The 25,446-nt window shown below is 60.3% G+C and carries 22 protein-coding genes and 2 pseudogenes; 11 read left to right on the plus strand and 13 right to left on the minus strand.

The features are described from left to right. Positions 1–9 precede the first annotated feature (9 nt). From MOV63_RS15655 to MOV63_RS15670, 4 genes and pseudogenes are all read left to right on the plus strand, one after another. Positions 10–1,638 carry a thiamine pyrophosphate-dependent enzyme gene (locus MOV63_RS15655; RefSeq protein ID WP_040125773.1) on the plus strand — a complete coding sequence of 543 codons (1,629 nt, stop codon included), beginning with the start codon at positions 10–12 and terminating at the stop codon, positions 1,636–1,638. A gap of 24 nt (positions 1,639–1,662) precedes the next feature. Beyond that, positions 1,663–2,192, plus strand: a pseudogene (locus MOV63_RS15660) (Glu/Leu/Phe/Val dehydrogenase); the annotation flags it as partial. A gap of 110 nt (positions 2,193–2,302) precedes the next feature. Beyond that, positions 2,303–3,598, plus strand: a complete 1,296-nt coding sequence (locus MOV63_RS15665) for an NAD(P)/FAD-dependent oxidoreductase (RefSeq protein ID WP_051900457.1) — start codon at positions 2,303–2,305, stop codon at positions 3,596–3,598. A gap of 222 nt (positions 3,599–3,820) precedes the next feature. Further along, positions 3,821–5,248 carry an ISNCY family transposase gene (locus MOV63_RS15670; protein ID WP_247034728.1) on the plus strand — a complete coding sequence of 476 codons (1,428 nt, stop codon included), beginning with the start codon at positions 3,821–3,823 and terminating at the stop codon, positions 5,246–5,248. 6 nt (positions 5,249–5,254) lie between these two features. Here MOV63_RS15670 and MOV63_RS15675 read toward each other — a convergent pair whose 3' ends face one another. After that, positions 5,255–5,992, minus strand: a complete 738-nt coding sequence (locus tag MOV63_RS15675; RefSeq protein WP_247034730.1) for a hypothetical protein — start codon at positions 5,990–5,992, stop codon at positions 5,255–5,257. Between the two features lie 314 nt (positions 5,993–6,306). Here MOV63_RS15675 and MOV63_RS15680 point away from each other — a divergent pair. Next, positions 6,307–6,525, plus strand: a pseudogene (locus tag MOV63_RS15680) (helix-turn-helix domain-containing protein); the annotation flags it as partial. A gap of 174 nt (positions 6,526–6,699) precedes the next feature. Here MOV63_RS15680 and MOV63_RS15685 read toward each other — a convergent pair. Genes MOV63_RS15685 through MOV63_RS15720 form a run of 8 tightly spaced genes read right to left on the minus strand, consistent with a single transcriptional unit; the run spans position 6,700 to position 16,122 of the window. Continuing rightward, positions 6,700–7,470, minus strand: coding sequence for a TIGR04290 family methyltransferase (locus tag MOV63_RS15685; protein WP_247034731.1), 771 nt, complete (start codon positions 7,468–7,470; stop codon positions 6,700–6,702). Positions 7,471–7,472: 2 nt separating this feature from the next. Next, on the minus strand, positions 7,473–8,516 hold the full coding sequence (locus tag MOV63_RS15690; RefSeq protein ID WP_247034733.1) for a UDP-glucuronic acid decarboxylase family protein: 1,044 nt from the start codon (positions 8,514–8,516) through the stop codon (positions 7,473–7,475). A gap of 12 nt (positions 8,517–8,528) precedes the next feature. Beyond that, positions 8,529–9,644: a glycosyltransferase gene (locus MOV63_RS15695; RefSeq protein WP_247034735.1), complete on the minus strand. Its 1,116-nt coding sequence runs from the start codon at positions 9,642–9,644 to the stop codon at positions 8,529–8,531. Beyond that, positions 9,641–10,732, minus strand: a complete 1,092-nt coding sequence (locus MOV63_RS15700) for a glycosyltransferase (RefSeq protein ID WP_247034737.1) — start codon at positions 10,730–10,732, stop codon at positions 9,641–9,643. Before MOV63_RS15700 ends, MOV63_RS15695 begins: the two co-directional genes overlap by 4 nt. Continuing rightward, entirely contained in the window at positions 10,729–11,859 is a 1,131-nt protein-coding gene (locus MOV63_RS15705) for a glycosyltransferase (protein WP_247034739.1), read from the minus strand. Before MOV63_RS15705 ends, MOV63_RS15700 begins: the two co-directional genes overlap by 4 nt. Positions 11,860–11,861: 2 nt before the next feature. Beyond that, positions 11,862–12,980, minus strand: coding sequence for a glycosyltransferase family 4 protein (locus MOV63_RS15710; RefSeq protein WP_247034741.1), 1,119 nt, complete (start codon positions 12,978–12,980; stop codon positions 11,862–11,864). Beyond that, positions 12,977–15,019, minus strand: coding sequence for an SDR family NAD(P)-dependent oxidoreductase (locus tag MOV63_RS15715; protein WP_247034750.1), 2,043 nt, complete (start codon positions 15,017–15,019; stop codon positions 12,977–12,979). Before MOV63_RS15715 ends, MOV63_RS15710 begins: the two co-directional genes overlap by 4 nt. Next, a complete protein-coding gene (locus MOV63_RS15720) occupies positions 15,016–16,122 on the minus strand; it encodes an NAD(P)-dependent oxidoreductase (RefSeq protein ID WP_247034753.1) in 1,107 nt (368 codons plus the stop codon). Before MOV63_RS15720 ends, MOV63_RS15715 begins: the two co-directional genes overlap by 4 nt. 186 nt (positions 16,123–16,308) lie before the next feature. On the opposite strand from MOV63_RS15720, the gene MOV63_RS15725 reads away from it, so the two are divergent. The 3 genes from MOV63_RS15725 (at position 16,309) to MOV63_RS15735 (ending at position 19,022) form a co-directional block, all read left to right on the plus strand. Continuing rightward, complete coding sequence (locus MOV63_RS15725; RefSeq protein ID WP_247034755.1) at positions 16,309–16,866, plus strand: DUF1003 domain-containing protein; 558 nt, start codon at positions 16,309–16,311, stop codon at positions 16,864–16,866. Between the two features lie 109 nt (positions 16,867–16,975). Further along, positions 16,976–17,968: a zinc-binding dehydrogenase gene (locus MOV63_RS15730; protein ID WP_247034757.1), complete on the plus strand. Its 993-nt coding sequence runs from the start codon at positions 16,976–16,978 to the stop codon at positions 17,966–17,968. Continuing rightward, positions 17,961–19,022 (plus strand): Gfo/Idh/MocA family protein, encoded by a 1,062-nt coding sequence (locus MOV63_RS15735; RefSeq protein WP_247034759.1) that lies wholly within the window; start codon positions 17,961–17,963, stop codon positions 19,020–19,022. The genes MOV63_RS15730 and MOV63_RS15735 overlap by 8 nt, the downstream gene beginning before the upstream one ends. Before the next feature lie 6 nt (positions 19,023–19,028). On the opposite strand, the gene MOV63_RS15740 is transcribed toward MOV63_RS15735, so the two are convergent. The 4 genes from MOV63_RS15740 to MOV63_RS15755 all read right to left on the minus strand — a co-directional run bounded on the left by MOV63_RS15740 (position 19,029) and on the right by MOV63_RS15755 (position 22,005). Continuing rightward, entirely contained in the window at positions 19,029–19,829 is an 801-nt protein-coding gene (locus MOV63_RS15740; RefSeq protein WP_247034763.1) for an SDR family oxidoreductase, read from the minus strand. 13 nt (positions 19,830–19,842) lie between these two features. Beyond that, entirely contained in the window at positions 19,843–21,012 is a 1,170-nt protein-coding gene (locus tag MOV63_RS15745; protein ID WP_247034765.1) for a zinc-dependent alcohol dehydrogenase, read from the minus strand. 84 nt (positions 21,013–21,096) lie between these two features. After that, a complete protein-coding gene (locus MOV63_RS15750) occupies positions 21,097–21,522 on the minus strand; it encodes a CBS domain-containing protein (protein ID WP_038543186.1) in 426 nt (141 codons plus the stop codon). 18 nt (positions 21,523–21,540) lie between these two features. Continuing rightward, a complete protein-coding gene (locus tag MOV63_RS15755; protein WP_247034767.1) occupies positions 21,541–22,005 on the minus strand; it encodes a YbhB/YbcL family Raf kinase inhibitor-like protein in 465 nt (154 codons plus the stop codon). 154 nt (positions 22,006–22,159) lie between these two features. Between MOV63_RS15755 and MOV63_RS15760 the strand changes: the two genes are divergently transcribed. Genes MOV63_RS15760 through MOV63_RS15770 form a run of 3 tightly spaced genes read left to right on the plus strand, consistent with a single transcriptional unit; the run spans position 22,160 to position 25,282 of the window. Continuing rightward, positions 22,160–23,434, plus strand: a complete 1,275-nt coding sequence (locus MOV63_RS15760) for an aminotransferase class I/II-fold pyridoxal phosphate-dependent enzyme (RefSeq protein ID WP_247034774.1) — start codon at positions 22,160–22,162, stop codon at positions 23,432–23,434. Beyond that, positions 23,326–24,771 carry an aspartate aminotransferase family protein gene (locus MOV63_RS15765; RefSeq protein WP_247034775.1) on the plus strand — a complete coding sequence of 482 codons (1,446 nt, stop codon included), beginning with the start codon at positions 23,326–23,328 and terminating at the stop codon, positions 24,769–24,771. The genes MOV63_RS15760 and MOV63_RS15765 overlap by 109 nt, the downstream gene beginning before the upstream one ends. Next, positions 24,761–25,282 carry a GNAT family N-acetyltransferase gene (locus tag MOV63_RS15770; RefSeq protein ID WP_258719209.1) on the plus strand — a complete coding sequence of 174 codons (522 nt, stop codon included), beginning with the start codon at positions 24,761–24,763 and terminating at the stop codon, positions 25,280–25,282. Before MOV63_RS15765 ends, MOV63_RS15770 begins: the two co-directional genes overlap by 11 nt. Positions 25,283–25,446 lie beyond the last annotated feature (164 nt).

Raw genomic sequence — 25,446 nt, forward strand, 5'->3', positions numbered from 1 at the left:
GACATCATCATGAAAAACAAAGAGACCACAGGGCAGGCCATCGCTCGTTCACTCGTCGAAAACGGTGTGGACACTGTCTTCGGCATCCCCGGCGCCCATATGTACGACTTCAACGATGCTCTCTATGAAAAGCGCGACGAGATCCGTTTTATCCATACCCGCCACGAGCAGGGTGCGGGCTACATGGCATACGGTTACGCGAAGTCCACTGGACGCATTGGCGCCTATACGGTTGTGCCTGGTCCAGGTATGCTCAATTCCGGCGCCGCCCTCTGCACTGCCTATGGAGCGAATTCCCCTGTCTTGTGTTTGACGGGCAATATCATGTCGCACTTGATCGGTCAGGGTCGGGGCCAGCTCCACGAGCTGCCCGACCAACTGGCGACCATGCGTGGGATCACGAAGGTCGCAGAGCGGATTGATCATCAGTCCCAGACCGGAACGGTCGTGGCCGAGGTGATCGGAAAAATGCTTTCCGGACGTCAGGGACCCGGAGCGGTCGAGGCGCCTTGGGATGTCTTTGGAATGACAGGCCCGGAGCTCGACCTTCCTGAAACCAGACGCGCCGCGGACCCCCAAGTCAATCCTGACAGTATTCAGGCTGCGGCTGCTATCCTGGCAAACGCCAAGAACCCTCTGATTATGGTGGGCGGCGGCGCTGTTGATGCGGGTGCGGAAGTTGCTGAATTGGCCAAAGCGCTTAAAGCGCCGGTTACGTCCCATCGTTCGGGAAAGGGCGTCGTAAGCGACGAGCATCCCAACTATCTGAATTTTGTCGCCGCGTTCGATTACTGGAAAGATACCGATGTGCTCATCGGTATCGGGAGCCGTCTTGAACTCGAATTCATGCGGTGGAAGTGGCTTCCCAAGAGACTCAAGGTTATCCGGATCGATATCGATCCAACGGAAATGGTCCGGTTGAAGCCGGACGTTGGAATTGTCGCGGACGCAAAGGCGGGCACCGCAGCTTTGACCAAAGCCGTGGGAACATCGGACAGAGCGGCGCGAACTGATGAGTTCGCGGCCCTGAATCGCAACGCGAAAGAACGGTTCTCAGCCGTTCAGCCTCAGGTCGATTATTTGAATGCGATCCGGGAGGCACTGCCGCGCGATGGTTTCTTCGTCGAAGAAGTCAGTCAAATGGGCTTCACCGCCCGGTTTGCCTTCCCCGTCTACGGGCCCCGACAGTATGTGACTTGCGGCTATCAAGACAACCTCGGGTTCGGCTTCAATACCGCCCTCGGTGTCAAGGTCGGCAATCCGGATAAGGCAGTCGTTTCAGTGTCGGGCGATGGTGGTTTCATGTTCGGTGTGCAGGAGCTGGCCACAGCCGTGCAGCATAACATTGCGGTCGTCGCAATCGTGTTCAACAACAATGCCTACGGAAACGTATTACGCGATCAGAAGCAAGCCTATTCCGGCCGGTACATTGGCTCAGACCTTACCAATCCTGATTTCGTAAAACTCGGCGAGAGTTTCGGCGTGAAAACATATCGCGTGTCGTCCCCAGGTGAACTGAAATCGGCTGTCAGCGAGGCTCTGGAGCTGAACGCTCCCGTTCTCATCGAAGTGCCAATCGAGAAGGGATCCGAAGCAAGCCCCTGGCCCTTCATCCATCCCGCACCGCCTACTGCATAAGAAGTCATTCAACTGGATTTCAAAATGACAGACATCTATTCCGGGCCCGTCTTTGAGATGGCGAGGATCCAGTTCAATCGTATTGCTGACCGTCTGGATCTCCCAGACGGTCAGCGCAATCGCCTTCTCTATCCGAAAAGGGCGATAACGATCTCTTGTCCTATCCATCTCGACAGCGGCGAAGTCGCGGTCTTTCAGGGCTATCGCGTCCAACATCACTTGACCCTCGGCCCCACAAAAGGTGGGAGGCGATTTGCAACGAACGTTGATATCGGTGAAGTCGCGGCCTTGGCCGTTTGGATGAGTTGGAAATGCGCGCTTGTCGGACTTCCTCGACAGCTTTCAATTCGTGAGCTGGAAGCTCTGTCGCGCAGGTAGATGCAAGAGATGATTCCTTTTGTAGGCCCGCACATCGATGTGATGGCCCCCGACATGGGAACAAATGAGCAGGTGATGGCGTGGTTCATGGACACGTACTCCATGCACCAAGCAGAACTGTAAGTGAGATCGTCACGGGCAAACCGGTGAGTGCCGGAGGTATCCGGGGGCGGCGATCACAATTGGAGTGCAGCGCATTACCGACGCCAAGCAATCTCGGGGACTCTTTCCTTGACGAGTGACTGAGAAAATAGGGCGATCTTATCCCTCATAAAGCGAGTTCGTAATGATCAGGCGCAACATCGTAATAGTGGGGGCCGGCTTCGGCGGCCTTCAGGTCGCCAAGCAGCTCCGTGGCCTGGAAGTCGACGTGACGATAGTCGATCGGCGAAATCATCATCTTTTTCAGCCGCTTTTATACCAAGTTGCCACGTCGGTCCTAGCAACTTCAGAGATCGCATGGCCAATTCGGCAGATGTTCCGAGGAAGTCCCAATGTACGCACGTTGCTTGGCGAGGTTGTTGGGATCGATCGCAATCAGCAGGTCGTATCATTAGCAGACGGGACTGTTCTTGCCTTCGACACCCTCGTTTTGGCGACTGGTGCGCGGCACATGTACTTCGGTCACGATGAATGGGAAATGCCCGCTCCAGGGCTAAAGACACTTGAAGATGCAACGACTATTCGGCGTCGAATGCTCATGGCTTTCGAAAAAGCAGAGGTCGAACGTGACGAAGAGCGCCGCAATGCACTGCTCACATTCTGCATTGTCGGGGCTGGCCCAACAGGGGTTGAGCTAGCCGGTATGATCGCGGAGCTTGCCCAGCGAACGCTAGTCGATGAATTCCGGGCTATCGATAGTCGAGCAGCTAGAGTCTTGCTTATTGAGGCGGGGTCAAGACTTCTTCCCACGTTTTCGGAGGATCTGTCTTTCTACGCTGAGAAATCCCTGAGCAAGCTGGGCGTCGAAATCCACAAAGGCCACCCAGTCACGGCTTGCACCTCAACCGGCATAAATGTCGGTTCAAGCTTTATCGCTTGCGAAACAATCATTTGGGCAGCGGGTGTGAAAGCATCTGATGCAGCGCAGTGGTTAGGGGTTCCAAACGATCGCGCCGGGCGTGTGATCGTGAAATCTGATCTAACAATTGACGGCGCAACGAACATCTACGTGATCGGCGATACTGCAGCCGTTGTATGGAAAGACGGTGCAAATGTTCCGGCAATCGCGCCGGCTGCGAAGCAGCAGGGATATTACGTAGCTCGGCGCATTCGAGCGGAGTTGTTAGGCAAAGCTTCACGTGATGAGTTCAGGTATCGCCATCTTGGAAATCTGGCCACGATTGGACGCAACTCAGCGGTAATCGAATTTGGTAATCTTAAAATTCGAGGGTGGCTTGCCTGGTGGATCTGGGGCGTCGCCCATATCTATTTCTTGATCGGTACGCGGAGTCGCCTAGCAGTTGCGATGAGTTGGCTCTGGATATCCTTCTCGCGCCAGCACAGTGCTCGCTTAATTACACAACGAGACATCGTTTCTCTCGCTCAGAAGCCAACAAGCAGCGTCAGATCGGTGCCATAGTGGGCGTCGCGTGTATGCATTTGGCCCCAGCCAAAATGTAGTGTTCTGAGTTCCATAATATCTATTATGCGATCAATCCTTGTAGGGGCTATTTGGTAATGCGACAGTTGGGCCAGTTAGAGATGCGACAGTCTCGCCTCTCGACGCACTGGTCAAAGCCAACGTTGGGAGCAAGGATGACGATCTTCAGCCTGGTCGAGACCATTAGCGGTTGGAGTTGTCATGTCCTGTTTGATCACCATGTCGCAGAAAGAATTGCATCGCCTTGAAGTCATCCAGAAGATTCGAGATGAACGCCTTAGCGTTGTCCAGGCGGCCGAATTGCTCGACCTCAGTCGAAGTCAGGTCCATCGGCTGCTGCAGGCCTATGACCGGGATGGTCCAGCCGGTCTCGTGTCGAAGAAGCGATCGCGTCCGAGCAACCGGCGTCACAGCGAGGAGTTTCGCAATGCGGCGCTGGATCTGATCCGCGAGCGCTATCTGGATTTCGGCCCGACATTGGCGCGCGAGAAACTGATCGAGTTGCACCGGATCTCTGTTGCCAAGGAGACATTGCGGCAATGGATGACCGAGGCCGGCATCTGGATCTCGCGCCGGGAACGCAAGAAACGGGTTTTCCAGCCACGTGGCCGGCGCGACTGCTTTGGCGAACTGGTGCAGATCGATGGGTCGCATCACTGGTGGTTCGAGAACCGCGGCCCCAAATGCGCCCTGCTCGTCTATATCGACGATGCCACTGGAAAGCTTCTGCATCTGCGCTTTGCCGGATCAGAGAACACGTTCGATTATCTGCATGCGACGAAGGCCTATCTGCAGCAATGGGGCAAGCCGCTGGCTTTCTACAGCGACAAGCATGGTGTTTTTCGTTCGACCCATTCGTCCGAGAAGGACCGGACGAGCGGCCTGACGCAGTTCGGTCGGGCGCTCTATGAGTTGAACATCGACATCATCTGCGCCAACACTCCGCAGGCCAAGGGCCGTGTGGAACGTGCCAATCAGACATTGCAGGACCGGTTGGTGAAGGAGATGCGGCTCCGCGGCATCGATACGATCGAGGCGGCCAATGCCTATGCACCTGCGTTCATTGCGGATTTCAACACTCGCTTTGGCAAGCAACCACGCAATCCGAAGGACATGCACCGACCCTTGGCCGACCATGAGAACCTCGATGGCGCCATGTGCAGGAAGGAAGTGCGAACGCTGTCGCAGGCCCTGACGCTGCGCTACGACAAGGTGCTGTTCATTCTCGATCCGACCGAGATTTCCAGACCTCTGGCGGGTAAGAAGGTGGTCGTCTGCGACTATCCGGACGGCCGCCTCGAGATCATGCACGAGAGCTTTGCCCTGCCCTACAGAACCTTCGACACGTTGCGCTCGGTGCATCGCGCCGAGGTGGTCGACAATAAGCGGTTGGACGACATGCTATCGGTCGTCGCCGAGTTGCAGGCAGGCAGAGAACAGCAACGCAGCAAGGGTGGTCCTCGCCGCACCGGTCAGACGGATCATATGTTCGGCATTCGCGACGGCAGCACGGCGAACGGCTATCAGAAGCGGGGCCGCAAGCCGGGGCGAAGGACGGATTTCATGAACGATCCGGACGTGATTGCGAAGCGGGAGAAGGCATTGATGAGGCAGCCAGCGGCGGAGTAACGATCGTCAATGCACGCCGATGTCGCTTTGCGTATCCGATTCCAGTTGCAGGCAGGCTGGCCAAAGTGGCGTCTTGTGGAAGGATCCGTCCTGGAGAAGAGTGAGCCCCTCTCGTGCCTCGTAGAGCAAGCCGAGCCAGCACAAGCGTCGAAAGACACCATACTGAAGATCGGATTTCAGCTCCCAGGCTTCCAGGGTCATTTCGGTCTCAGACAGGGGCGCGAAGTCTGGATTGAGAATTTTTACAATCTGCAATGGCGTGCACCCTTCTCTGGCCTTGATATTGAGAAGATTGAGGAACATGCGCCACCAGCGTAACCGTGCTCGGACCTCGCTTCCTCGTTCGGTGGCGTGGACATACGAATAGAGGTAATCCGTGGCGACCAGATCGAAAAAAGCTTGCGGGTTCACCAGAAACTCCCGGCCGCGTCTGGTTGGCAGCAGCACATCCTTTCTCCGGCGCAGCAGCTTTAGATGACGGGTCATGTCGCGCACCACCCAAAGCGGCGGCATGTCGCTTTCATTGAGCACCTTGTTCATGCTGTAGAGATCTTTTGCTGTGAAGTCGGGCCAGAGGAAGTTCACAGCGGCCCAATGCACGAACTTGCGGTTCATGGCGCCGGTCGCCGTCAGCCCAATGCCACCCTCACCGTTAGCATAGGCAACGGAAAGAAGCATGCCGCGAAGAAGTGGTGACAGCGCGGCGACATCGACGTCACCCTGCAACTTGATTTCCGGAAGCATCGTGCCGCTTAGATCCCTATCTTGCTACATACAGGCGCAAGCGAGTATCAACCGCCAAGGAAACAATTGCTACTGAGGAAGCTAAAGCCGAAAGGGGTGTGTTTATCAGCCGCCCCCTCCCTTCCCTTGCAACCCGGCCCAGCCGGTCCGGTCGGGGGCTGATTGTCGGAGCCAGTGTCGCATTTCTAACTGGCTAGCGACGTTGCGCCTCCAATCAGCTTTGACAATCCTTGTAGCCGCAAAGTTGAAGTGTCCTGATTCTGCAAAGTTGGAATGTCACTCTCCCCGGGTCTTGATGACCTGGGAGATTGTCGATGGGACTGATTGCGATGAGCGAGCGTGATCTGCAGCGGATCGAGATTTTATCGAAAGTGGTTGCCGAGCGGATGACCGTGGTTTCAGCGGCGCATGTGCTTGATCTGAGCGAGCGTCAGGTGCGTCGGCTGCTGGAGCGGATACGAATTGGGGGCGCGGCGTCGATCCGGCACCAGGCGATCGGCCGGCCATCGAACAATCGGATTCCCGATGCACTTGACGCGGATAACGCAAACTGCCGCGCCGTCAAGTTGACAGACGTGTTCTCTATCCTGTTGATATAATCCACTCTACATCGCTGAAATGGTTTGCAATTGCCGGCCTGCACGTGCGGGGATGCCGCCTCCGCCTTCCCTACTCCATAGACCCTATCGGAGTCAATTTCAGAGCTGTCAGGGATCTGCGGGAGAAATCCGCGGCGGCGGTTCGACCATGTAGTGCCGCTCGCCGCGCCGGCAAAGATAGACCTCGCGCTCGGGATTTGCCTCGATCGCAAAGCCGGAACTGCGCAGCATCGCTTCCATCGCCGCCTTGTTGGGGATGAACCAGTTGGTCGGATCAGAGGCGTAACGTTCCTCGACGAAAAACAGCTTTGGGTAATCCGGCCGGTCGAAGACCGCCCATTCGGAAAACTCGTAATTCTCCTGGAGATTCGGAGCCCGTTCGTCGCCGCGCTGCAGGCATTGGAAGAGCATCCGGTCCGCGACCACGTGCTCGCGGAGAAGGTCGAGCGCCAGCAGCGGATGGCGCAGATGATAAAGCACGCCCATGAAGATCACGAGGTCGAACTTTTCACGCAGCTGTCCGACGTCATAGACTGACATCTGCCTGAACTCGATGTCGACGCCGGATTGCTCCGCGGCAAACCGCGCCTGTGCGAGGTAACGCGGATCGGAATCGATGCCGACGACGCGCCCGGCATGCCGCCGCTTCATCTCCAGGGAATAGAAACCGGCATTGCAACCGATATCGAGGACGCTGCGGCCTTCGAGGTCGTCGGGAATGACATGCTGGAAACCGCGCCACTTGAAGGCCGGATAATCGCCGAGGAAATGATCCGGCGCCGTCTGCACGCCGCCGATCTCCATGTTGTGGAACCAGGGGCCGAGCTCGGCGATTCGCCGTTGCAGGTCCTCATGCGTTCCGCCTCTTCCCGCATCCATCCTCAGACCCTCATGCCCATTTCGGGAGAGACCGGCTGGGTCCGGATGGTACTGCGACGCGGCTTCTTCTCCGCATCGTTCCCGACCATCGCTATGAACCAGTCCGCCGTATGCTGCAATCCTTCCCGCAGCGGCACCTTCGGCTCCCAGCCGAGCAGTTCCCGCGCCCTCAAGATATCCGGCCGACGCCGCTGGGGATCGTCTTGCGGAAGCGGTTTGCGGACCATCTTCGAAACCGTCGGCACCATGGCGAGCACAAGCGCGGCGAGTTCGTTGATGGTGAACTCGCCGGGATTGCCCAGGTTGACCGGCACCTGCGGATTGGGATCCACATCCATCAGCGCCATCAGGCCGGCGACGAGATCGCTGACGAAGCAGAAGGAGCGCGTCTGTTCGCCGGTGCCATAGATCGTCAGCGGCTTGCCGGAAATCGCCTGGACCAGAAGATTGGAGATGATTCGGCCGTCATTCGGCTGCATGCGCGGACCGTAGGTGTTGAAGATGCGCGCCACCCGGGCATCCACCCTTGCGCTCCGGAGCAGGTCGAAGCAGAGGGCCTCCGCCGCGCGCTTGCCTTCGTCGTAGCAGGCCCGCGGGCCGATGCAGTTGACGTTGCCGCGGTAGTCCTCGCGCTGCGGATGCTCGGCCGGGTCGCCATAGACCTCGCTGGTCGAGGCCTGCAGGAAGCTGGCACCGTGCTGCTCGGCAAGCGACAGGAGATTGCCGGTGCCGCTGACGCAGGTCATCATCGTGTGGACGGGATCGGCCTGATACTGCGGCGGAGACGCGGCGCAGGCGAGGTTGTAGACCTGGTCCAGCGGCTCGTCGCAGCGGTCGAACTCGCAGATATCCGCCTCGATCAGCCGGAAGTCCGGATGGTTCAGCAGCGGACGGACATTGTCCTTGGAACCGGTAATATAGCTGTCCACACAAATCACCCGATCACCGCGGGCAAGCAGGGCATCGCAAAGATGCGAGCCCACGAAGCCGGCCCCTCCGGCAACAAGAACAGTTCTGCTTTTTCCGTTTCGGGTTCTTTGAAGCATTGAGGGCACTCCTTAGGCTGACTGGGATTGGATCATCGGCTCGGTGCGGGCGGATCGTTCGGGTAGGTCTTCAAGGGCGGCGGCGAGTTGGCGGGCGCGGGCAAGGCCGGTATGGTCTTTCAGGACACGAGCCTTGGCGGCCTCCGCCAGAGTTCTGCGGGCGTCCTCGCCGATCTCGGTCAGCACTTTGACCACGTCCTCCGGCTGCCTCGCGACGATGAGGGCTTCACTGTGAGGCAGAACCTCGTCGAGGCCGCGCCAGAAGTCGCTGACGATCGGCGTGCCACAGGCGGCGGCTTCGAACAGGCGAACGCTCGGAGACCAGCCGGCGGCGATCATGTCGGCCCGCGTGACATTCAGGGTAAACCGCTGCCGGCTGTAGAAGCCGGCATGCTCGCTCGGCGGCAGATGCTCGATGCGCTGCACGTTTGCAGGCCAGTCGATGTCGTCGGGATATTGCGGGCCGGCCACCACGAAGCGTAAGTGCGGCAACCGCCTTGCCGGTTCGATCATCAGCCTCTCGAGCGTCGGCTGGCGATCGGCGCTGTATGTGCCGAGATAACCGAGATCCCACCGGAAAGTTTCACCCATGTTGCGATACCGGTCAGGATCGACCGAACAATAAAAGGCCTCGGCTTTCCTGGCCCCGAAGCACCGCTCCAGCCGCGTCAGGACCTCGCCACCCGAGAAGGAGAAATAGGTGTCGAAGAGCGGGATTTGTCGCAGAGCCAGATATTCCTCGTCCACCCTTTCGAGCTTGGAAAGCGTCACCGGCGTGTCGATATCGTAGAAGCACAAACGTCTCGGCCGAAGGTCCGCGACCGCATCAATGACGCTCACGCCCTCCGGCACATAGGAGCCGATGATGACGGCGTCGGCGCGCCGGATGCGGTCGGCATAGGCCTCGATCATCGCCCCGATGTCGGAATAGTAGGCGAGCTCGCAGAAGTCCGGATCGGCAAGGTCGCGCTGGTTCGCATACCACGGAACATCGCGCTCCAAGAACAGCACGCGGTGCCCCGCAGCCTTCAGCCCTCGGATCAGCGCCCGGAAGGTCGTGGCATGGCCGTTGCCCCAGGAGGACGACAGCGACAGGCCGAGGAAAACGATGTCGAGCCGCTTCGTCATTCGGCAGCCTCCATTCGGGCGCCGGCATGGGCCCGGAAGATCGCATCCACCTCGTCTGCGCGATGAGCATAGGTGTGTTCGGAAAGCACCCGCGCCAACGCCCTCTTTCCGATCGCCTTTGCCCTCTCCTGCGTCAGACCGCAGAGGATTTCGACCACGTCATGACCGTCGCGGGCGACCAAAACCTCCTCGTCGGGCTTGAGAAAAAGGTCGAGGCCTTCCCAATAATCGGTGATCAGGCAAGCTTCGGCGCCGGCCGCCTCGAACACCCGCGTCGCCGGCGAAAAGCCATTTTCCGCCATGCTGGCGCGGGAGATGTTCAGGACGGCTTTCGGCGTCGCATTGAAGGCATTGTGATCGCGCGTCGAGACATGTCCGATGGAGCGTATGTTGTCGCTCATCGGCTTGTCGTGCCAGCCCGAACCGCCGAGCAGGAACATCTGCCGGGGCAATCGTGCGGCGGGTTCCAAGAAGAACTGTTCGACGCGTGCCTCGCGATCCGGCAGACGATTGCCGAGAAATCCGAGATCGGCGTTGAAACGTGGCTCCTCCGGTACCGGACGATGGGTTTGCGGATCGAGCGCATTGTAGACGGGAACGCAGTTGGCTGCCCCAAGGGCGCGATAGGCATTCACGACGGGGTCGCCGCCGCCATAGGTCAGAACGAGGTCGATCTTGCTGAGAGCCTGGCGAAGCGGATGCCCGGGAGCGCCCCGCAGTTCTGCAAGCGTCGCCGGCGCGTCCACGTCCCAGAAGATCTTCAGCGCCGTCGGCCGGGTGTTGCGAAGGACCTCTTCGAGCAGAAGGTCGTCTTCAAAACCGACCCCGCTTGCCTTGACGACAATGTCGGCCTCCGCCGCCCTCACTGCAACGGCCCTCAACGCGTCGACGGTGCCGTCGTAGACGACGACCCTGCACCAGTCCGGCGGGTCGATATCGCGGTTCTTCTGGCGATCGTAGACATCCGGTTCGTAAAAGGTGATGTCGTAGCCTTTTTGCGCCAGGGCCCTCAGGAGGCCGCGGTAATAGGTGGCGGCGCCGTTCCAGTAGGCGGAGACAAGGCTCGATCCGTAGAAAACGATCTTCATTCGGCGGCCTCCCTTGCTGCCAGTTTGCCGGTAACCCTTTCGGTGCCGCATTGGGTCAGGATGAAGAGCAGTTCGTCGACGCGGTGGCGGCAGGTGTGGCGGGCGCGGACGGTCGCCAGACCGGAAGCGGTCAGTGAACCCGAAAGATCCGGATCCGACAGAACATCGCGCAGCAAACGCGTCATCTGCTCACTGTCGCGGGCGACGAGATAGTCGGTCTCCGGCCGAAAGAGATTTTCGACGTCGTTCCAGGGGGCCGAGATCAGCGGGATGCCGCAGGCCAGCGCCTCGAAGACACGGATCGTGGGAATGCCCGGCAGGCTTTCGACGTAGGGCCGCCGCGGAATATGGACGGTCGCTTTATGCCGTGCGAAAGCGAGCGGTGCCTCGGTATTGGCAATCCAGCCGCCATAGGCGATCCCCGCTTGGCTGAGCGCTTCCAGCGCATGCTCCGGATAGCGCACTCCGCGCACCGTCGCGCCGAGTTTCAGCGCCTTTGCGGGACGAATCAGAAATTCCATGATCTCCGCGGACCGTTCGTCATCACCCCAATTGCCGATCCAGATGAGGTCGCCCGTCCTGGCTATGTCCAGCCGCGGATGGAACAGCGTGTCGTCCGCAGCCTCATGCCAGGTGAAGACGGCACTGCCCCAGCCCGCCTTGAGATAACGCTGCCGCAACGTCTCGCCAAAAGCCAGGATTGCATCGTAGTCGGCGAGCCTCAGACCGGCGATATCGCTTTCGGCCGAAACGGCGCGGTGATGCGTATCGTGGAAAATCAACGTGAACTTGCCGCCGTTGCGCCGGATCTTACCGATCCGTTCCACAAGCTCCGGCTCGGTCCATTCGTGGACAACGACTACATCGGCATCGGCGACCGCGGCCTCGTGGTCGAAATCGCCGTCATAGATCTGCGCCGTGAGTTCGGGAAATGTCTCCCGGAACTTCTGGACGGCGGCAGGCCCCTGCTCCTTCAGGAGGTTGGCACGGCTCCAGGAATCCTGCGGCTCCAGCGCAAGCGCCTCATGGCCGCGGCGGATCAGGTCGCGCATGACGCCTCGAAGAAAATGGGCATTTCCGTGATTCCAGTCGGAAATCAGGGAATGGGTGTAGAAAATGAACTTCATGATCACTCCGCTGCGGTGCGTGCGTGGTGGTTCGCCGGCAGGAGCCGGTCATAGATCTGCAGGACCGCTGCGACCTGGGCGTCCGGCGTATAGTGGCGAGCACGGGAAAGTGCTGCTTCGGCCAGTTCTTCTCGCAACCGCCTATCCCGGGAAAGCCGATTGATAGCCCGGGCGAATGCCTGCGGGTCGTGAGGATCGGCAAACAGGGCCGCGCGATCCCAGAGCTCCCGATAGGTCGGGATATCGGCCAGCACCAAGGCGCTTCGGCTGCGGGCCGCCTCCAAAGCCGCCAAGCCGAACGGTTCATAGACGGAAGGCGATGCGACGATTGCGGCGCGGCCCATCAGCATCATCGTTTCGTCGTGGGAAAGCTCGCCCCGCCATTGGACATTTTCGAGCGGCAGATATTGCCCGTTCGGCCCGCGGTTAGCGCCAGCCATGACCACCGGCCAGTCGACGTGCTTCGCTGCGGCATCCAGCACGGCGCCGTTCTTGCCGTCATCCCACCAGCGGCCGGCGGCAAAGACGAAATCCTCTTTCGGGCCGCGCGGATGCTCAACCAGGCTTGCATTGCGGACGACCTGCAGCCCGGAAATCGGCCCGTAAGCCTTTTGCAACGACGCCGCATGGCTGCGGCTCGGCGCAAGCACTGCGTCCGCACGATCGAACCCTTGCCGGTTGAGGCGAAACTGCCATTGCCAGTCATCGGGCACCGCATGGCCGCGAACGGCGGCAAACCAGGTGACGACGCAGGAATGGGACACGACCACCACCGGTATCTCAATCGCCAATCCAGCCGCCTGGGATGGGAGATTGAGATGGATCAGATCGATGCCTTCCCGCTCCGCAAGGTTGGCGATGAGGTCCGGAACGGGTCTCAGTGCCGCCTCGTCTTCGGCCATCCAATCGAGCGGGGTGTCTAACCAGACCAGCTTTCCAAGGGCCTCTGCCTCGCGTGTCTGCTCGACCGATGGTTTAAGTCCCAGACCGGCGAAGACGACGTCGACCCCGTCCGATCGCAGACCCGAAGCGAGGTCGAGCGCGTATCGCCAGATGCCGCCGACGGCGTCGAGCGTCATCAGCAGCCGGCGGCGGCCGATGGGATTGTCCCGCCCCGTCATGCCCGCACCTTCTGCTTCTGCCGAGGACGCGAGCGGCCGCCGAAGCGGTTGTCGGCCAGCCATTCGCCCAGGTGCCGCAGGCCGCTCTGCCAGCGCACCCGTGCCTGCCAGTCGAGCTGGCGTTCCAGCTTTCGCGTGTCCGCGACGAAATAATACTGGTCACCGGCGCGCCAGTCGCCGAAGCCGGTTTCCAGCGGATGCCCGGCGAGCTTCTCGATCTCTTCGAGGACGGCTAGAATGCTGACGGCGTTAAGCGGTCCGCCACCGAGATTGAAGACTTCGCCCTTGACCTCAGCGATGTTGGAAAGCACCGCCCGGTAGGCCTGGACCGCATCATCGACATGCAGGATGTCGCGCACCTGTTTGCCATTGCCGTAGATGGAAATCGGCTCGCCCGACAGAGCGCGGATCAGGAAATGCGCCACCCACCCTTGATCCTCGGTTCCGAACTGTCGTGGCCCGTAGATGCAGCTCATGCGCAGAACGGCAGTCGGAATCGAATAGGACTTGGCGTAGTCGAGGACGTATTGGTCGGCAACGCCCTTCGAGCAGCCGTAGGGCGTGCAGAAATCGAGCGGTCTGTCCTCGCCGATGCCGTGTGACCGCACGCCTTCGTACGCCGGAATGTAGCGATCCTCCACTTCCAGCATTTTCAGATCTTCAAGGGCTCCATAAACCTTGTTGGTGCTGGCGAAGATCACCGGGGCGCTCTTTCCGGCCTTTCGCACGGCCTCCAGCACGTTGACCGTACCCCGCGCATTCGCCTCGAAGTCGTCGATCGGATGGACGAGGCTGGTGGTGACCGCAGTCTGCGCCGCGAAATGAAAGACCGCCTTGGCATCGCTGAAGGCCGCCTCGATGCTGCGCAGGTCCCGCACGTCCGCAAGCACCGGGTGGACCCGCTTGCCATGGCGCTCGGTCAACCAGGCAAGGTTCTGATCGACGCCGGGCCGGCTAAGATTGTCGAGGATCACCACATCCTCGCCCTCCTGCAGGAAGCTGTCGGCGAGGTTGGAGCCGATGAAGCCGCTGCCCCCGGTAACCACGACGGGCGCCGCGCCGGCCGAAAGGTTCGGAGCCGCAAGTCGCGTCACTTCCTCGAGACGAGAGACGCCGCCTTCCATCAGCAATCGGGCAAGCAGTTTCGGCTGATAATCATGGGTGACGGCGCCGAGATGATAGTGCCGCGGATCGAACCATAACCCCTCCTGCACCGGCACGTCCGGCGGCACGTCGCACCAGGAATACCAGTACATGCGGTCGGCGGGCACGGAGAGCGCCTTCACGAAACGCCGGGCCTGCTCCATCTCGTCGCTGCGCCAGGTGGAGTAACCCGTTTCGGTGATCCAGACCTCGGCCTCCCGATTGTAGCGGTCGAGGATTTTGCGCATCTCGCCAAGATGCATGTCCCAGCCGCCCCACGTGCCGGTCTCGCTGTCCCAGGTACCCGGAAAACCATGGAAACCGACGGCGTCCACGACATTCAGAACGCCACGTTCGCCCATCAGGTTCAGCCAATAGGGGTCGAAGGGGCATGGGCCGCCCAGCACCGGCTTCCAGCCCCGATGTTTAGCCCAATAGGCAGCGCCGCCCACCATTTCGCAGAACAGCAGGAAGTCGCCGTCGTCGCGCCAATCCCAGTCCAGCAGGTTGTTGGGCTCGTTCCACAGTTCGATGTGACTGAAATACCGGCCGTAGCGGGTCAGCACATGATCGACGAAATCCGCATAGGATTTGAGATCGCGCGGCGCGCCGGAGGACCGACCGGTCCGCGACATCGAAGGCGGCGTGTAGTGGATGCAGGGCAGGAGATCGATCTGGCTGCCGAGGCGCGGGATCAGCCAGTCGAACCACTCTTCGCCACCGGGCGCAAGGTATTCCGCCCAGGAGAGATGGGTGCGCAGATAGCCGGCACCGCTCGCGAGGATGTTGGGCAGCAACTGCTCAGTCCGATCGAACTCACCCGGGCGAAACCACTCGACGAAACCATATGACTTGCGACGCACGGGATCTGCAGGGAACGGGACGGTTGGGTTCATGATACCAGCCCCCGCTCTTCGAGTTGCCGCTTCATTTCGGCACCGCGATCGACGGCGCCCGTGCTGCGAACCCATTCCGCGAACGGTTCCAGCGAGTTCTCCAGTCGATATCCGGGTTCGAAGCCCAGGAGTTCGCGGGCCTTGGAGATATCGGCAAAGCAGTTGCGGATATCGCCGGACCGGGCCTTGTTCATGATGTCCGGCGCAATGTCAGGAACGCCCATCGCCTCCGCGAGCAAGGTTGCCACCTCCGCGATCGTATAGGCCTGACCGCTGCCGATGTTGATGACATGGCCTGGGGCGTTCGGCTTTTCGAGCGCCAGCCTGAATGCCCGGGCCACGTCACGCACATGGACGAAATCACGGCGCTGCTGGCCGTCCTCGAAGATCATCGGCGGTTGGCCGTTCGCGAGCCGGGACGCGAAGTTGGCGAGCACGCCGGTATAGGGGTTGGAAAGCGCCTGCCCGGCTCCGAAGACGTTGAACAGCCGCAGTGCCACCGCCTCGACTCCATAGGCCTCGCCGAAAATAAGCACCTGCTTTTCTTGCGCATATTTCGTCAGCGCATAGATCGAAGCGAGGTCGACCGGCTTTTCCTCGTCGGTGGCGATCGGTATCAGCGCCCTTTCATCGGGAGACAAAGGATCCCACTGTCCGATCCTGATCCGCTCAGGTTTCCTTCGGATGAAGCCGAGCTGGTCTCCGTCGGCTGTCCGGTAACGCCCCTCGCCATAGACGCTCATCGAGGATGCCACTACGATCCTCCGGATGGGCCTGCCGATCATGGCTTCGAGAAGGACTGCCGTGCCGAGATCGTTTCCAGCGACATAACGGGCGATCTCGTACATCGACTGGCCCACTCCCACCTCGGCCGCGAGATGGATGATGCCATCGATGCCCTCGATCGCTTTTTCGACTGCAGCCCTGTCTCTGACGTCGCCGCGGTAGACTTCCGCCGCATCGGGCACGGACGCTTCCGCGTCGCCATGTACCTGGTCAATCAGAGCGTCGAGAATGCGTACATCGTAGCCATTTTCCAGAAGTTCTTCAGTCACATGCCGGCCGATAAAGCCGCAACCACCAGTTACAAGAATCGTTGCCATCGGATGTCCTAGATGTATGGAACATGGATTTCGATGGTGCCGAACAGCAGTCGGGAACGAAAGTTCCTTCATCAATGACATCTTTGTCATCTATGACTTCATCAATGACATCATCCCCAGCGGCAGGAACCGCGCGCGGAGTCTCCGGTTAGGAGAAAAATGGACGCACCGTGACGGGATAGAGATGTGACCGATCAGGAAAAAGAAAAGAGCTCGGCCTCCGATGTCCCCCGGAAGGGCCAGCCGATCTCCGCCGTTCTCGACCGCAATATCAACGCGCTGATCCAGCGCCGCGCCGCAGACCAGAAGACAATGTCGCGGCAGGAGCGCATCGCTGAAGCGATTACGAACTTTGCCGGCAGCATGCCCTTCGTCTACCTTCACACGTTGGTCTTCGGTCTGTGGATCGTCGTCAATGTCGAATGGCTGCCGGTGATACCTGCCTTCGACCCGTCGCTTGTGATCCTCGCCATGGTGGCTTCGGTCGAGGCGATCTTCATTTCGACCTTCGTGCTGATCAGCCAGAACCGCATGGCGCTGGAAGACGATAAACGCGCGGACCTCAGCCTCCAGATCTCGCTTCTCAACGAACATGAGACGACGAAATTGATCGCGATGGTGTCGGCAATCGCCGACAGGCTCGGCATCGAAACCGAGGTCGAACAGCATGAAATCGAGGAGATGAAACAGAACGTACCGCCGGAAGTGGTCATGGAAGAGATCGAGCGGCAAGCTGACCGCTGATGCAGCTTCATCTTCTATGACTTCATCTTCTTCAACTTCTTCCGGAACTCTGCCGCGGGTTTCCAGTTCCACCCGCCGTGTCACGCGTTCCGAAGAGGAGAAATCTGGCATGGATAGCACGACGATGCCGCGGCTGAAGGAGATGAAGGCCGCCATCATGACCGGCCCCGGCAGGATTGCGGTGGAGGCGCGGCCTTTGCCGGAGCCCGGCCCTCATCAGGTCAGGATCAGGCTGGAAGGATGCGGTGTATGCGCGTCCAACCTCGGTCCCTGGGCCGGCCCTGATTGGATGACGTTTCCCACCGAACCGGGCGGCCTCGGGCACGAAGGCTGGGGGGATGTCGATGCGATAGGGCCTGATGTCCGCAGTGTCAGGATCGGGGACCGCGTCGCCGCCCTGTCCTATCATGCCTATGCCACGCATGACGTGGCCGACGAGAATATGGTTGTTCCTCTGCCGCCAGCGCTGGAGGGCAAACCCTTCCCCGGCGAGCCGCTTGGCTGCGCCATGAACATCCTCCGCCGCAGCGGAATAGAGCCCGGCCAGACGGTGGCGATTATCGGCATCGGCTTCCTTGGGACTCTGCTGACCCGGTTGGCATCGAATGCCGGCGTGCGGGTGATCGCCATTTCGCGGCGGCCGTTCTCTCTGGAGGTCGCCCGGCGGATGGGCGCGGCCGAGACCATCGTCATGGACGACCATTGGCGCATCATCGAGGAAGTCCGCAGGCTTACCGACGGTCGTTTCTGCGACCGCGTCATCGAGGCCGTCGGCAAGCAATGGCCGCTCGACCTCGCCGCCGAACTGACAATGGAGCGAGGCAAGCTGATCATCGCCGGTTATCACCAGGACGGTCCGCGTCAGGTCAACATGCAGCTTTGGAACTGGCGCGGGCTGGATGTCGTCAATGCCCATGAGCGCGATCCCGCCATGTACATAGAGGGCATTCGCGAGGCGGTCGAAGCGGTCGCGACCGGCCAGATCGATCCCTCGCCGCTTTACACGCACACCTATCGCCTGAACCAGCTCGACCAGGCGCTCAACGATACCCGCGATCGTCCGGGAAACTTTCTCAAGGCATTGGTGCTCTACGATGAATGAAATGATTTCCGAAGGAACATTGTCCCTTTCCTCCAGGCCTGTAAGGCTCGGGTTCCTCGGGGTGGGCTGGATCGGCCGGCACCGCATGCAGGTCATCCTCGATACTGGAATTGCCGAGGCCGTCGCGATCGCCGACCCTTCCGTGGACATGGCGGCGGAGGCGAAAAAGATCGCGCCCGGTGCCGCAATGGCAGACGATCTCGACGGGCTCCTCGCTCACGGCTTGGATGGCGTCGTTATCGCGACCCCCAGCGCCCAGCATGCGGAACAGTCGATCGCCGCGCTGCGGGCGGGCGTCTCGGTCTTCTGCCAGAAACCGCTCGGACGCTCGGCAGAAGAAGTGGCAGCGGTCATCGAGGCGGGAAAGGCGTCCGACAGGCTGCTGGAAGTCGATTTTTCCTACCGGCATACCGCCGGCATGAACCGCATCCGCGAGATCATACGGGCAGAAGAACTGGGCAAGATATTTGCAGCCGACCTCGTGTTCCACAATGCCTATGGACCCGACAAGCCGTGGTTCTATGACAAGGCCAAGTCGGGCGGTGGCTGCCTTATGGATCTCGGTGTCCATCTAGTCGACATGGCGCTGTGGTCCCTGGATTTCCCGGCTGTGACATCCGTCTCCGGTCACCTGATGGCCGGCGGCCGGCCAATCCTCGCCGATGATCATCAGGTCGAGGACTACGCCGTCGCGAGCCTGACGCTTGGCGATGGAGTAGCGGTCCGCCTCGCCTGCTCATGGCGGCTGCAGGCCGGCCGCGAGGCTATCATCGAGGCAAGTTTCTACGGCACGAACGGGGGGATATCGATGCGCAATGTCGATGGGTCGTTCTACGATTTCACCCTCGAACGCTTTTACGGCACATCGCGCGAAACCCTGATCGAGCCTCCGGACGACTGGGGCGGACGCGCGGCAGCCGACTGGGCTCGGCGGTTGGCCGCGGGAGAGCGGTATGATCCCGCATGCGAGAGGATCGCCGATGTGGGCAGGGTGATCGACCGGATCTACCGCTCTTCGCGTGAGACCGGTGGCCAATCGGCCCGCCTCGAATGATCTTGATCAGTTCTTGGCAGAACCGGGTTCGGCCACCTTGCGGTGCTGCCTGGCGAGCATGCCGGCCGGCGTGATATTGGCCGCCGCCGACATCAGCTTGTTCTTCCAGCCCGAAACGACATCGCCTTCGCCATCCATCATCGCATCGTAACCGATCTCTGCCACGACAGCCGGATCGTCCTTCCTAGACTGACCGACCTGGGTGTCCAGGAGGTCGGCGCGTTCGAAGAACTCGGTGTCCGTCGCACCGGGCATCAGGCAGGTTACCGTGACGCCGGTATCCTTCAGTTCCTCATGTAACGCGAAGGAGAAGGAATTGATGAAGGCTTTGGTGCCGTTGTAGACAGCCTGGAAGGTTCCCGGCACGAAGCCGGCGATCGAACCGGTGAAGAGAATGCGGCCCTGGCCGCGCGCTCGCATGCGGTTGCCGATGTCATGGACCAGCGCGATCGTGCCAATGATATTGGTATCGACGACGCGCTGTACTTCGCGAATGTCTTCGTCGAGAAAACCGTTGCCCAGGCCCCTGCCCGCATTGGCCATCAGCAGGTCGACCGGCCGTCCGAGCGCGGTAATACCCGCCACGAAATGCCGCACGCCATCCGGCGTGGCGAGATCCGCCTGCATCGCCTCGACCTTGCCGCCGAACTCCCTGAGCTTCACGGCCGCGTCCTGGATCTGCGGCTCATCGGCGGCGATGACGAGGTCGTAACCATCCTGTGCCGCACATTTCGCCAATTCGTAACCGATACCGGTCGATGCGCCGGTGACGACGGAAAGGCCCCTGCCTGTTTCCACGGGATTCATGTTTCTCTCCTTTTCAGGGTTTCATGACGACTTTGATGCAGCCGTCCTTCTTGTCGCGGAAGGTCTTGTAGAGCTCCGGCCCGTCCTCCAGGCTAGCTCGATGGGTGATGACGAAGGACGGATCGATCTCTCCCTTCTGGATGCGCTCCATGAGGATCGGCAGGTAGCGCTGCACCGGCGTCTGGGCCATTTTGAAGGTGAGGCCACGGTTGATCGCCGACCCCATGGGGATCTTGTCGAGGAAGACGCCATAGACGCCGACGATCGACACGGTTCCGAAATTGCGGCAGCAATGGATCGCCTGGCGCAGGACGTGCGGCCGGTCGGTGCCCATGAAGGTCGCAACCTTGATCCGGTCGATGCGTGAGTCCCAGCTCGCCGAGGCATCCGCTTCGGTGCCGACCGCATCGATGCAGGCATCCGCGCCGCGACCACGGGTCAATTCCATGATCCGGTCGTAGATGTCTTCGTCGAGGAAATCGAGAGTGAGCGCGCCGGCGGAGGCTGCGAGCGCCAGCCGCTCCGGCACGGTGTCGACGGCGATAACCCTCTCGGCGCCGAGCAGGAAGGCGGAGCGGATTGCCATCTGGCCTACCGGGCCGCAGCCCCAGATGGCGATGGTGTCGCCCGGCTGGATATTGCAGAAGTCCGCGGCCATGTAACCAGTCGGGAAGATGTCGGAGAGAAACAGGACCTGTTCGTCGCTTAGCCCTTCCGGGACCTTGATCGGTCCGACACCGGCATAGGGAACACGTAGGTACTCTGCTTGACCGCCGCTATAGCCGCCAAGTAGATGCGAGTAACCGAACAGCCCGGCCGGGGAATTGCCCCACAGCTTGGTCACCTTGCTGCGGTCGGGATTGGAGCGTTCACAGCCGGAATAAAAGCCGCGCTGACAGAAGAAGCATTCGCCACAGGAGATCGTGAAGGGAACCACGACCCGATCCCCGACTTTCAGCTTGGCGTTGTCCCGGCCGACCTCGACGACTTCACCCATCGTCTCGTGTCCCATGATGTCGCCGCTGTGCATTTCCGGCATTACGCCGTCGAAGAGGTGCAGGTCGGAGCCGCAGATGGCGCAGGCGGTGACCTTGATGATGGCATCCCTGCCATCCTGAATTTCTGGATCCGGAACACGTTCGCAACGGATGTCGTGCTTGCCGTGCCAGGTGAGAGCTTTCATGAGAGGGGCCTCCTGATTGAGCGCCCCGAACCTGCGGCTACAGGTTTAATTCCGATGCACGACACCGGATGCTGCGTTTTTTCGTCAGTGCGCGTGAGCACCTCCCGGACGGGAGACCTTCTTCAATCCAGCTCCCGCGGCGGCGGTGTCCGCCAGGGCGGCATCACCGAGCGAGATGACCCCCGTCAGGCGTTTGTCGCGGTTGACGACGGGAAGACGGCGGACCTGAACCTTGCCCATGTTGCGCGCCACGTCGTCGACATCATCGTCTTCGAAACAGTACTTTACGTCCCGCGTCATCACTTCCCGGATCTTGGCATCGCCTCCAAGCCCGTCGGCAAGCCCCCGGATGACCAGATCCCGGTCCGTGACCGTTCCGACGAGCTTGTCGTTGTCACCGACGGGCAAAAAGCCGATCTGCCTGTCGGCCATGCACCTGGCGATTTCGGCGACGGTCTGGTGGGGACTGGCGATTTCTACATCTCGCGACATGATCTCTGACACTTTCATGATCTTTCCTCCTGCGTTTTAGTGGACGTCGAATGTTCCGGTGAGCGTGGTCTCCGAGAGGGTGTGGTGGCGCGCCTCGTTCCACATCGCCTCCACCCCAGCGGTATCCGGCACCTTGAGGTTTGGGACATCGAGTGCGGCGAGACGGAACTGATAATGGTGCAGGCCGTGGCCTTTCGGCGGCTGTGGACCGTCGTAACGGGTATTGCCGAAGTCGTTCTCCGAGAAACGCGGGCCACCGCCGGGCGCCGTATCCTCGCTCTGGCCCAGCTGTTTCCAGTCCTTGGGAATATTGAAGACACCGCAATGGCGGAAGATCCCGTTCGGTGCGTCCGGGTCCTCGACGATCAGCGCGAAGCTTTTGGCTTCCTCGGGCGCACCGCCCCATTTCAAGGGCGGCATCAGGTTTCCCCCGAGGCGGGTATACTTGTCCGGCAAGCGTTCGCCTTCGGCGAAAGCCGGGCTGGTGAGGGTCATGCTCATTGTTCGCTCCTGCAGGTCCGAATTCGCACTGAGTCTACGCCGACCAGCTCACAAACGAGCTCTCAATCCTGTCGATATATCGCCTCTACATCGTTGATATTGTTTGCAATATCTCCGTGTCGCGCCCATCCTGCCCTGGTATTGGGAGGGCGCCATGACGAAAGACAGTCGGACCTCTGCAGCCAAGCCGCGATCGATCCGGAATACCCAACGTATGATCGAACGCGCAGACCCGATCTTCGCTCTTGCGTTTGATGCAGGTGTGATGGGACTGAGCGCAAAATCGGTTGAACGACGCCTCGTTCATGTTAGTGACCGGCAGAACGGCACCCGAGAAGTCGTCGACTTCGTCCGCTGTTCCTACCTCGGTCTCGACAATCACCCCGCCATCATCGCAGGCGCCATCGAGGCGATCGCAGATTATGGCTCCCTGCACTGGTCCTGCGCACGCACGCGCCTCAATTTCGGGCTGCTCTCGGACCTTGAGGAGAACCTTTCCGATCTGTTTCAGGCGCATGTCATCACGTTCTCGACCGTGCTTGCCGCCAATCTAAGTGCCATGCCGATCCTGGCTTCCGGTTACCTGACCGGGGGTGAGAAACCGCTTGTCGTCTTCGACCGGCTGGTCCACGCGACTCTGGCGGTCCACAAGCCGCTCGTCGCTGCCGAGACCACGGTGCTCACCATCGATCACAATGATGTCGATATGCTCGAGCAGATCTGTCGGGCAAACCCGCTCGTGGCCTTTGTCTGCGATGGTCTCTATTCCATGGGCGGTGCAGCCCCGATCGATGAACTGCTCAGGCTGCAACGGCAATACGGATTATTCCTCTACATCGATGACGCCCACGGCATATCGCTTTTCGGTTTCCGAGGGGAAGGCTATGCCCGATCGTCCATCGCCGAGGAATTTGGCGATCGCACCATCATTGCCGCGTCGCTTGGTAAGGGTTTTGGCGCCTCAGGCGCGTTGCTCATGCTCGGGTCGCAACGCCAGGAAGACCTTTTTCGGCGGTTCGCGCTGGCATTCGCCTTTTCGGTTTCTATCAATCTTGCCGGCATCGGCGGCGCGATAGCATCGGCCAATCTTCACCGCACCCAGGAGCTCCTCGATCGCCAGATCGCGCTGGGAGAGCGGATCAAACAGTTCGATGCCATGATCGAAACCGAGCAGACCTCCCTGCCCTTTCCGATCCGCACCATCATGCTCGGAGACGAGCGTGCAGCTATTTCAGCGGCGCGCCGGTTGCTCGGCCGCGGCCTCTATACGTCCGCAATCTTTTTTCCGACGGTGGCCGAGGGTCGAGCGGGTTTGCGCGTTTGCCCGACCGCCAGCCATCTGGTCGAAGAAGTCGATTGGTTAGGCCGCGAGTTGAGGTCGATCATCGACGGACGTGCGGCCGACGGATCGGGACCGCGTTCATGCTGATCACCGACGTCTCTGAAGCAGCAAACCGGCGGGCGCAGCGCGTCATGCCCATGGGGAATACAAGAAGCTCCGCATTTGCCACGCCGTATCCTATCTATCTTGCATCAGGTGACGGAGCCTATGTCACGGACGTCGATGGCAACCGCTTTCTCGACTTCCAGAACAACTTCACCGCGCTGATCCATGGTTATGGTCATGCCGACGTGACAAGCGCATTGCTGGCGCAGTTGATGAAGGGCTTGAGCTTTGCGAAACCAACATTTCCCGAGATTGAACTCGCGGAGCTTCTCTGCGACCGGGTAGCGCATTTCGAGCAAGTGCGCTTCACCAACACCGGTTCCGAAGCGGTGATGATGGCAATCAAGGCTGCAAGGGCTTTGACCGGCCGGACGCTGGTGGCAAAATGCGATGGGGCATATCACGGGAACTACGATTCGATCGAAATCAACGTCTCAGCCCCGCCAATCCGCTGGACAGATGGCTGTGGGGGCTGCAGCCTTGAGCACGACGGATTAACCGCTTCGGTCGCGCAGCAGACAGTCGTGATCCCCTTCAACGACATCGAAAATAGCGATCGCATCCTCTCCGCTGTCGGATGCGATCTCGCTGCCGTACTGATCGATCCCCTGCCCTCCCGTGCCGGCCTCGTTCAGATCACTCCGGAATATCTCGACTATCTGAGACGATGGACGTCAGCCCGATCCGCTCTTCTGATCTCCGACGAGGTGTTGAGCTTCAGGCTCGGGTACACCGGCGCCTTCGGCGAAAGCTCGACCAAGCCAGACATTACCGCCTTCGGCAAAATCATCGGCGGTGGTCTTCCGATAGGTGCGGTCGCGGGCGGCAGTGATGTGATGAAGGTCTTTGCGCCGTTGGGCAAACGACCGCATGTTGCACATTCAGGCACTTTCACAGCCAATCCAATGACCATGGTTGCGGGCCTGGCTGCGATGGGCGCGATGACGGAAGACGAGTTTCTGCGCATCAATCAACTCGGTGACGATGCGCGACGCGTGCTTGCCGATGCGTTTCGAAGCGCGGGCGTGACCGGCGCGGTCACCGGCGCCGGATCGCTGTTTCGCATCTTCATCGGCGCCGGCAAAATCTCAAGTTATGCCGACGCCCATCTCGCCTCGCAGGATTCCGCTACGCTTGGCGACATTATCAGGCACATGCGCGATCGCGGCGTTCTGATTTCGCAAGTCGGCCTTGGGGCGATTTCGACTCCGATGACGCCGATGGACGTCGGCATGCTGGCGGCAATCTTCGAAGACGCCCTGCGCGCGGTGGTCGGGAAAGCCCATGCGAGAAAAGAGGTCGCGGCCGATGAACCTTGAGACCGAACGGCTGTTCATGCGGCCTGTGACCACCCGTGACGGCGACGCGCTACACCGCCTTCATACCGATCCGCTTGTCATCGAACTTATCATGCAGGGCAAACCGCTGACGCGGGCCGAATCTGACGCTCGTCTCGATCTCTATCTCAATGAGTGGGACCGCTATGGCTATGGCTTCTGGATGCTCTATCTCCGTGAACCGAACGGTGACCTGACCTTCGTCGGTCGGGCCGGACTGCGCCGATATGACGAACATGATGTCGAGGTTGGTGTCTGCCTGTTCGGGTTTTCCTCCGGTAAGGGGATCGCCGGAGAAAGTCTTGAAGCCGCGATCGAGTTCGGCTTTCGACGCCTTCCTCTGCGCCGGCTGGTTTGCGTCGTCAGGCCGACGAACATCCGGTCTCAGAAGGCCATGCTACGGCTGGGATTTTCGTTCGCCGGCATGACCGAACATCATGGGATTGTCTTTCGCTTCTATGAGATGCAACGACCCGGCAAATTTGCACTGTGAGGCTCAGGAGTTCGGATCTGAAAACGCCACCAGATTTTACGGGATGTTCCGATCGCTGTAAGCTACCAACCCCGTTCTTGAAACTCCTGTGTGCGGAGCTTCGACGGCCAGAATCTAGAACGTAGTGCCGATAGGCCGTCAGATGAGGACGGTGAAAGCCTTGA

This window comes from Neorhizobium sp. SHOUNA12A (assembly GCF_023006505.1).
Taxonomy (GTDB): Bacteria; Pseudomonadota; Alphaproteobacteria; order Rhizobiales; family Rhizobiaceae; genus Neorhizobium.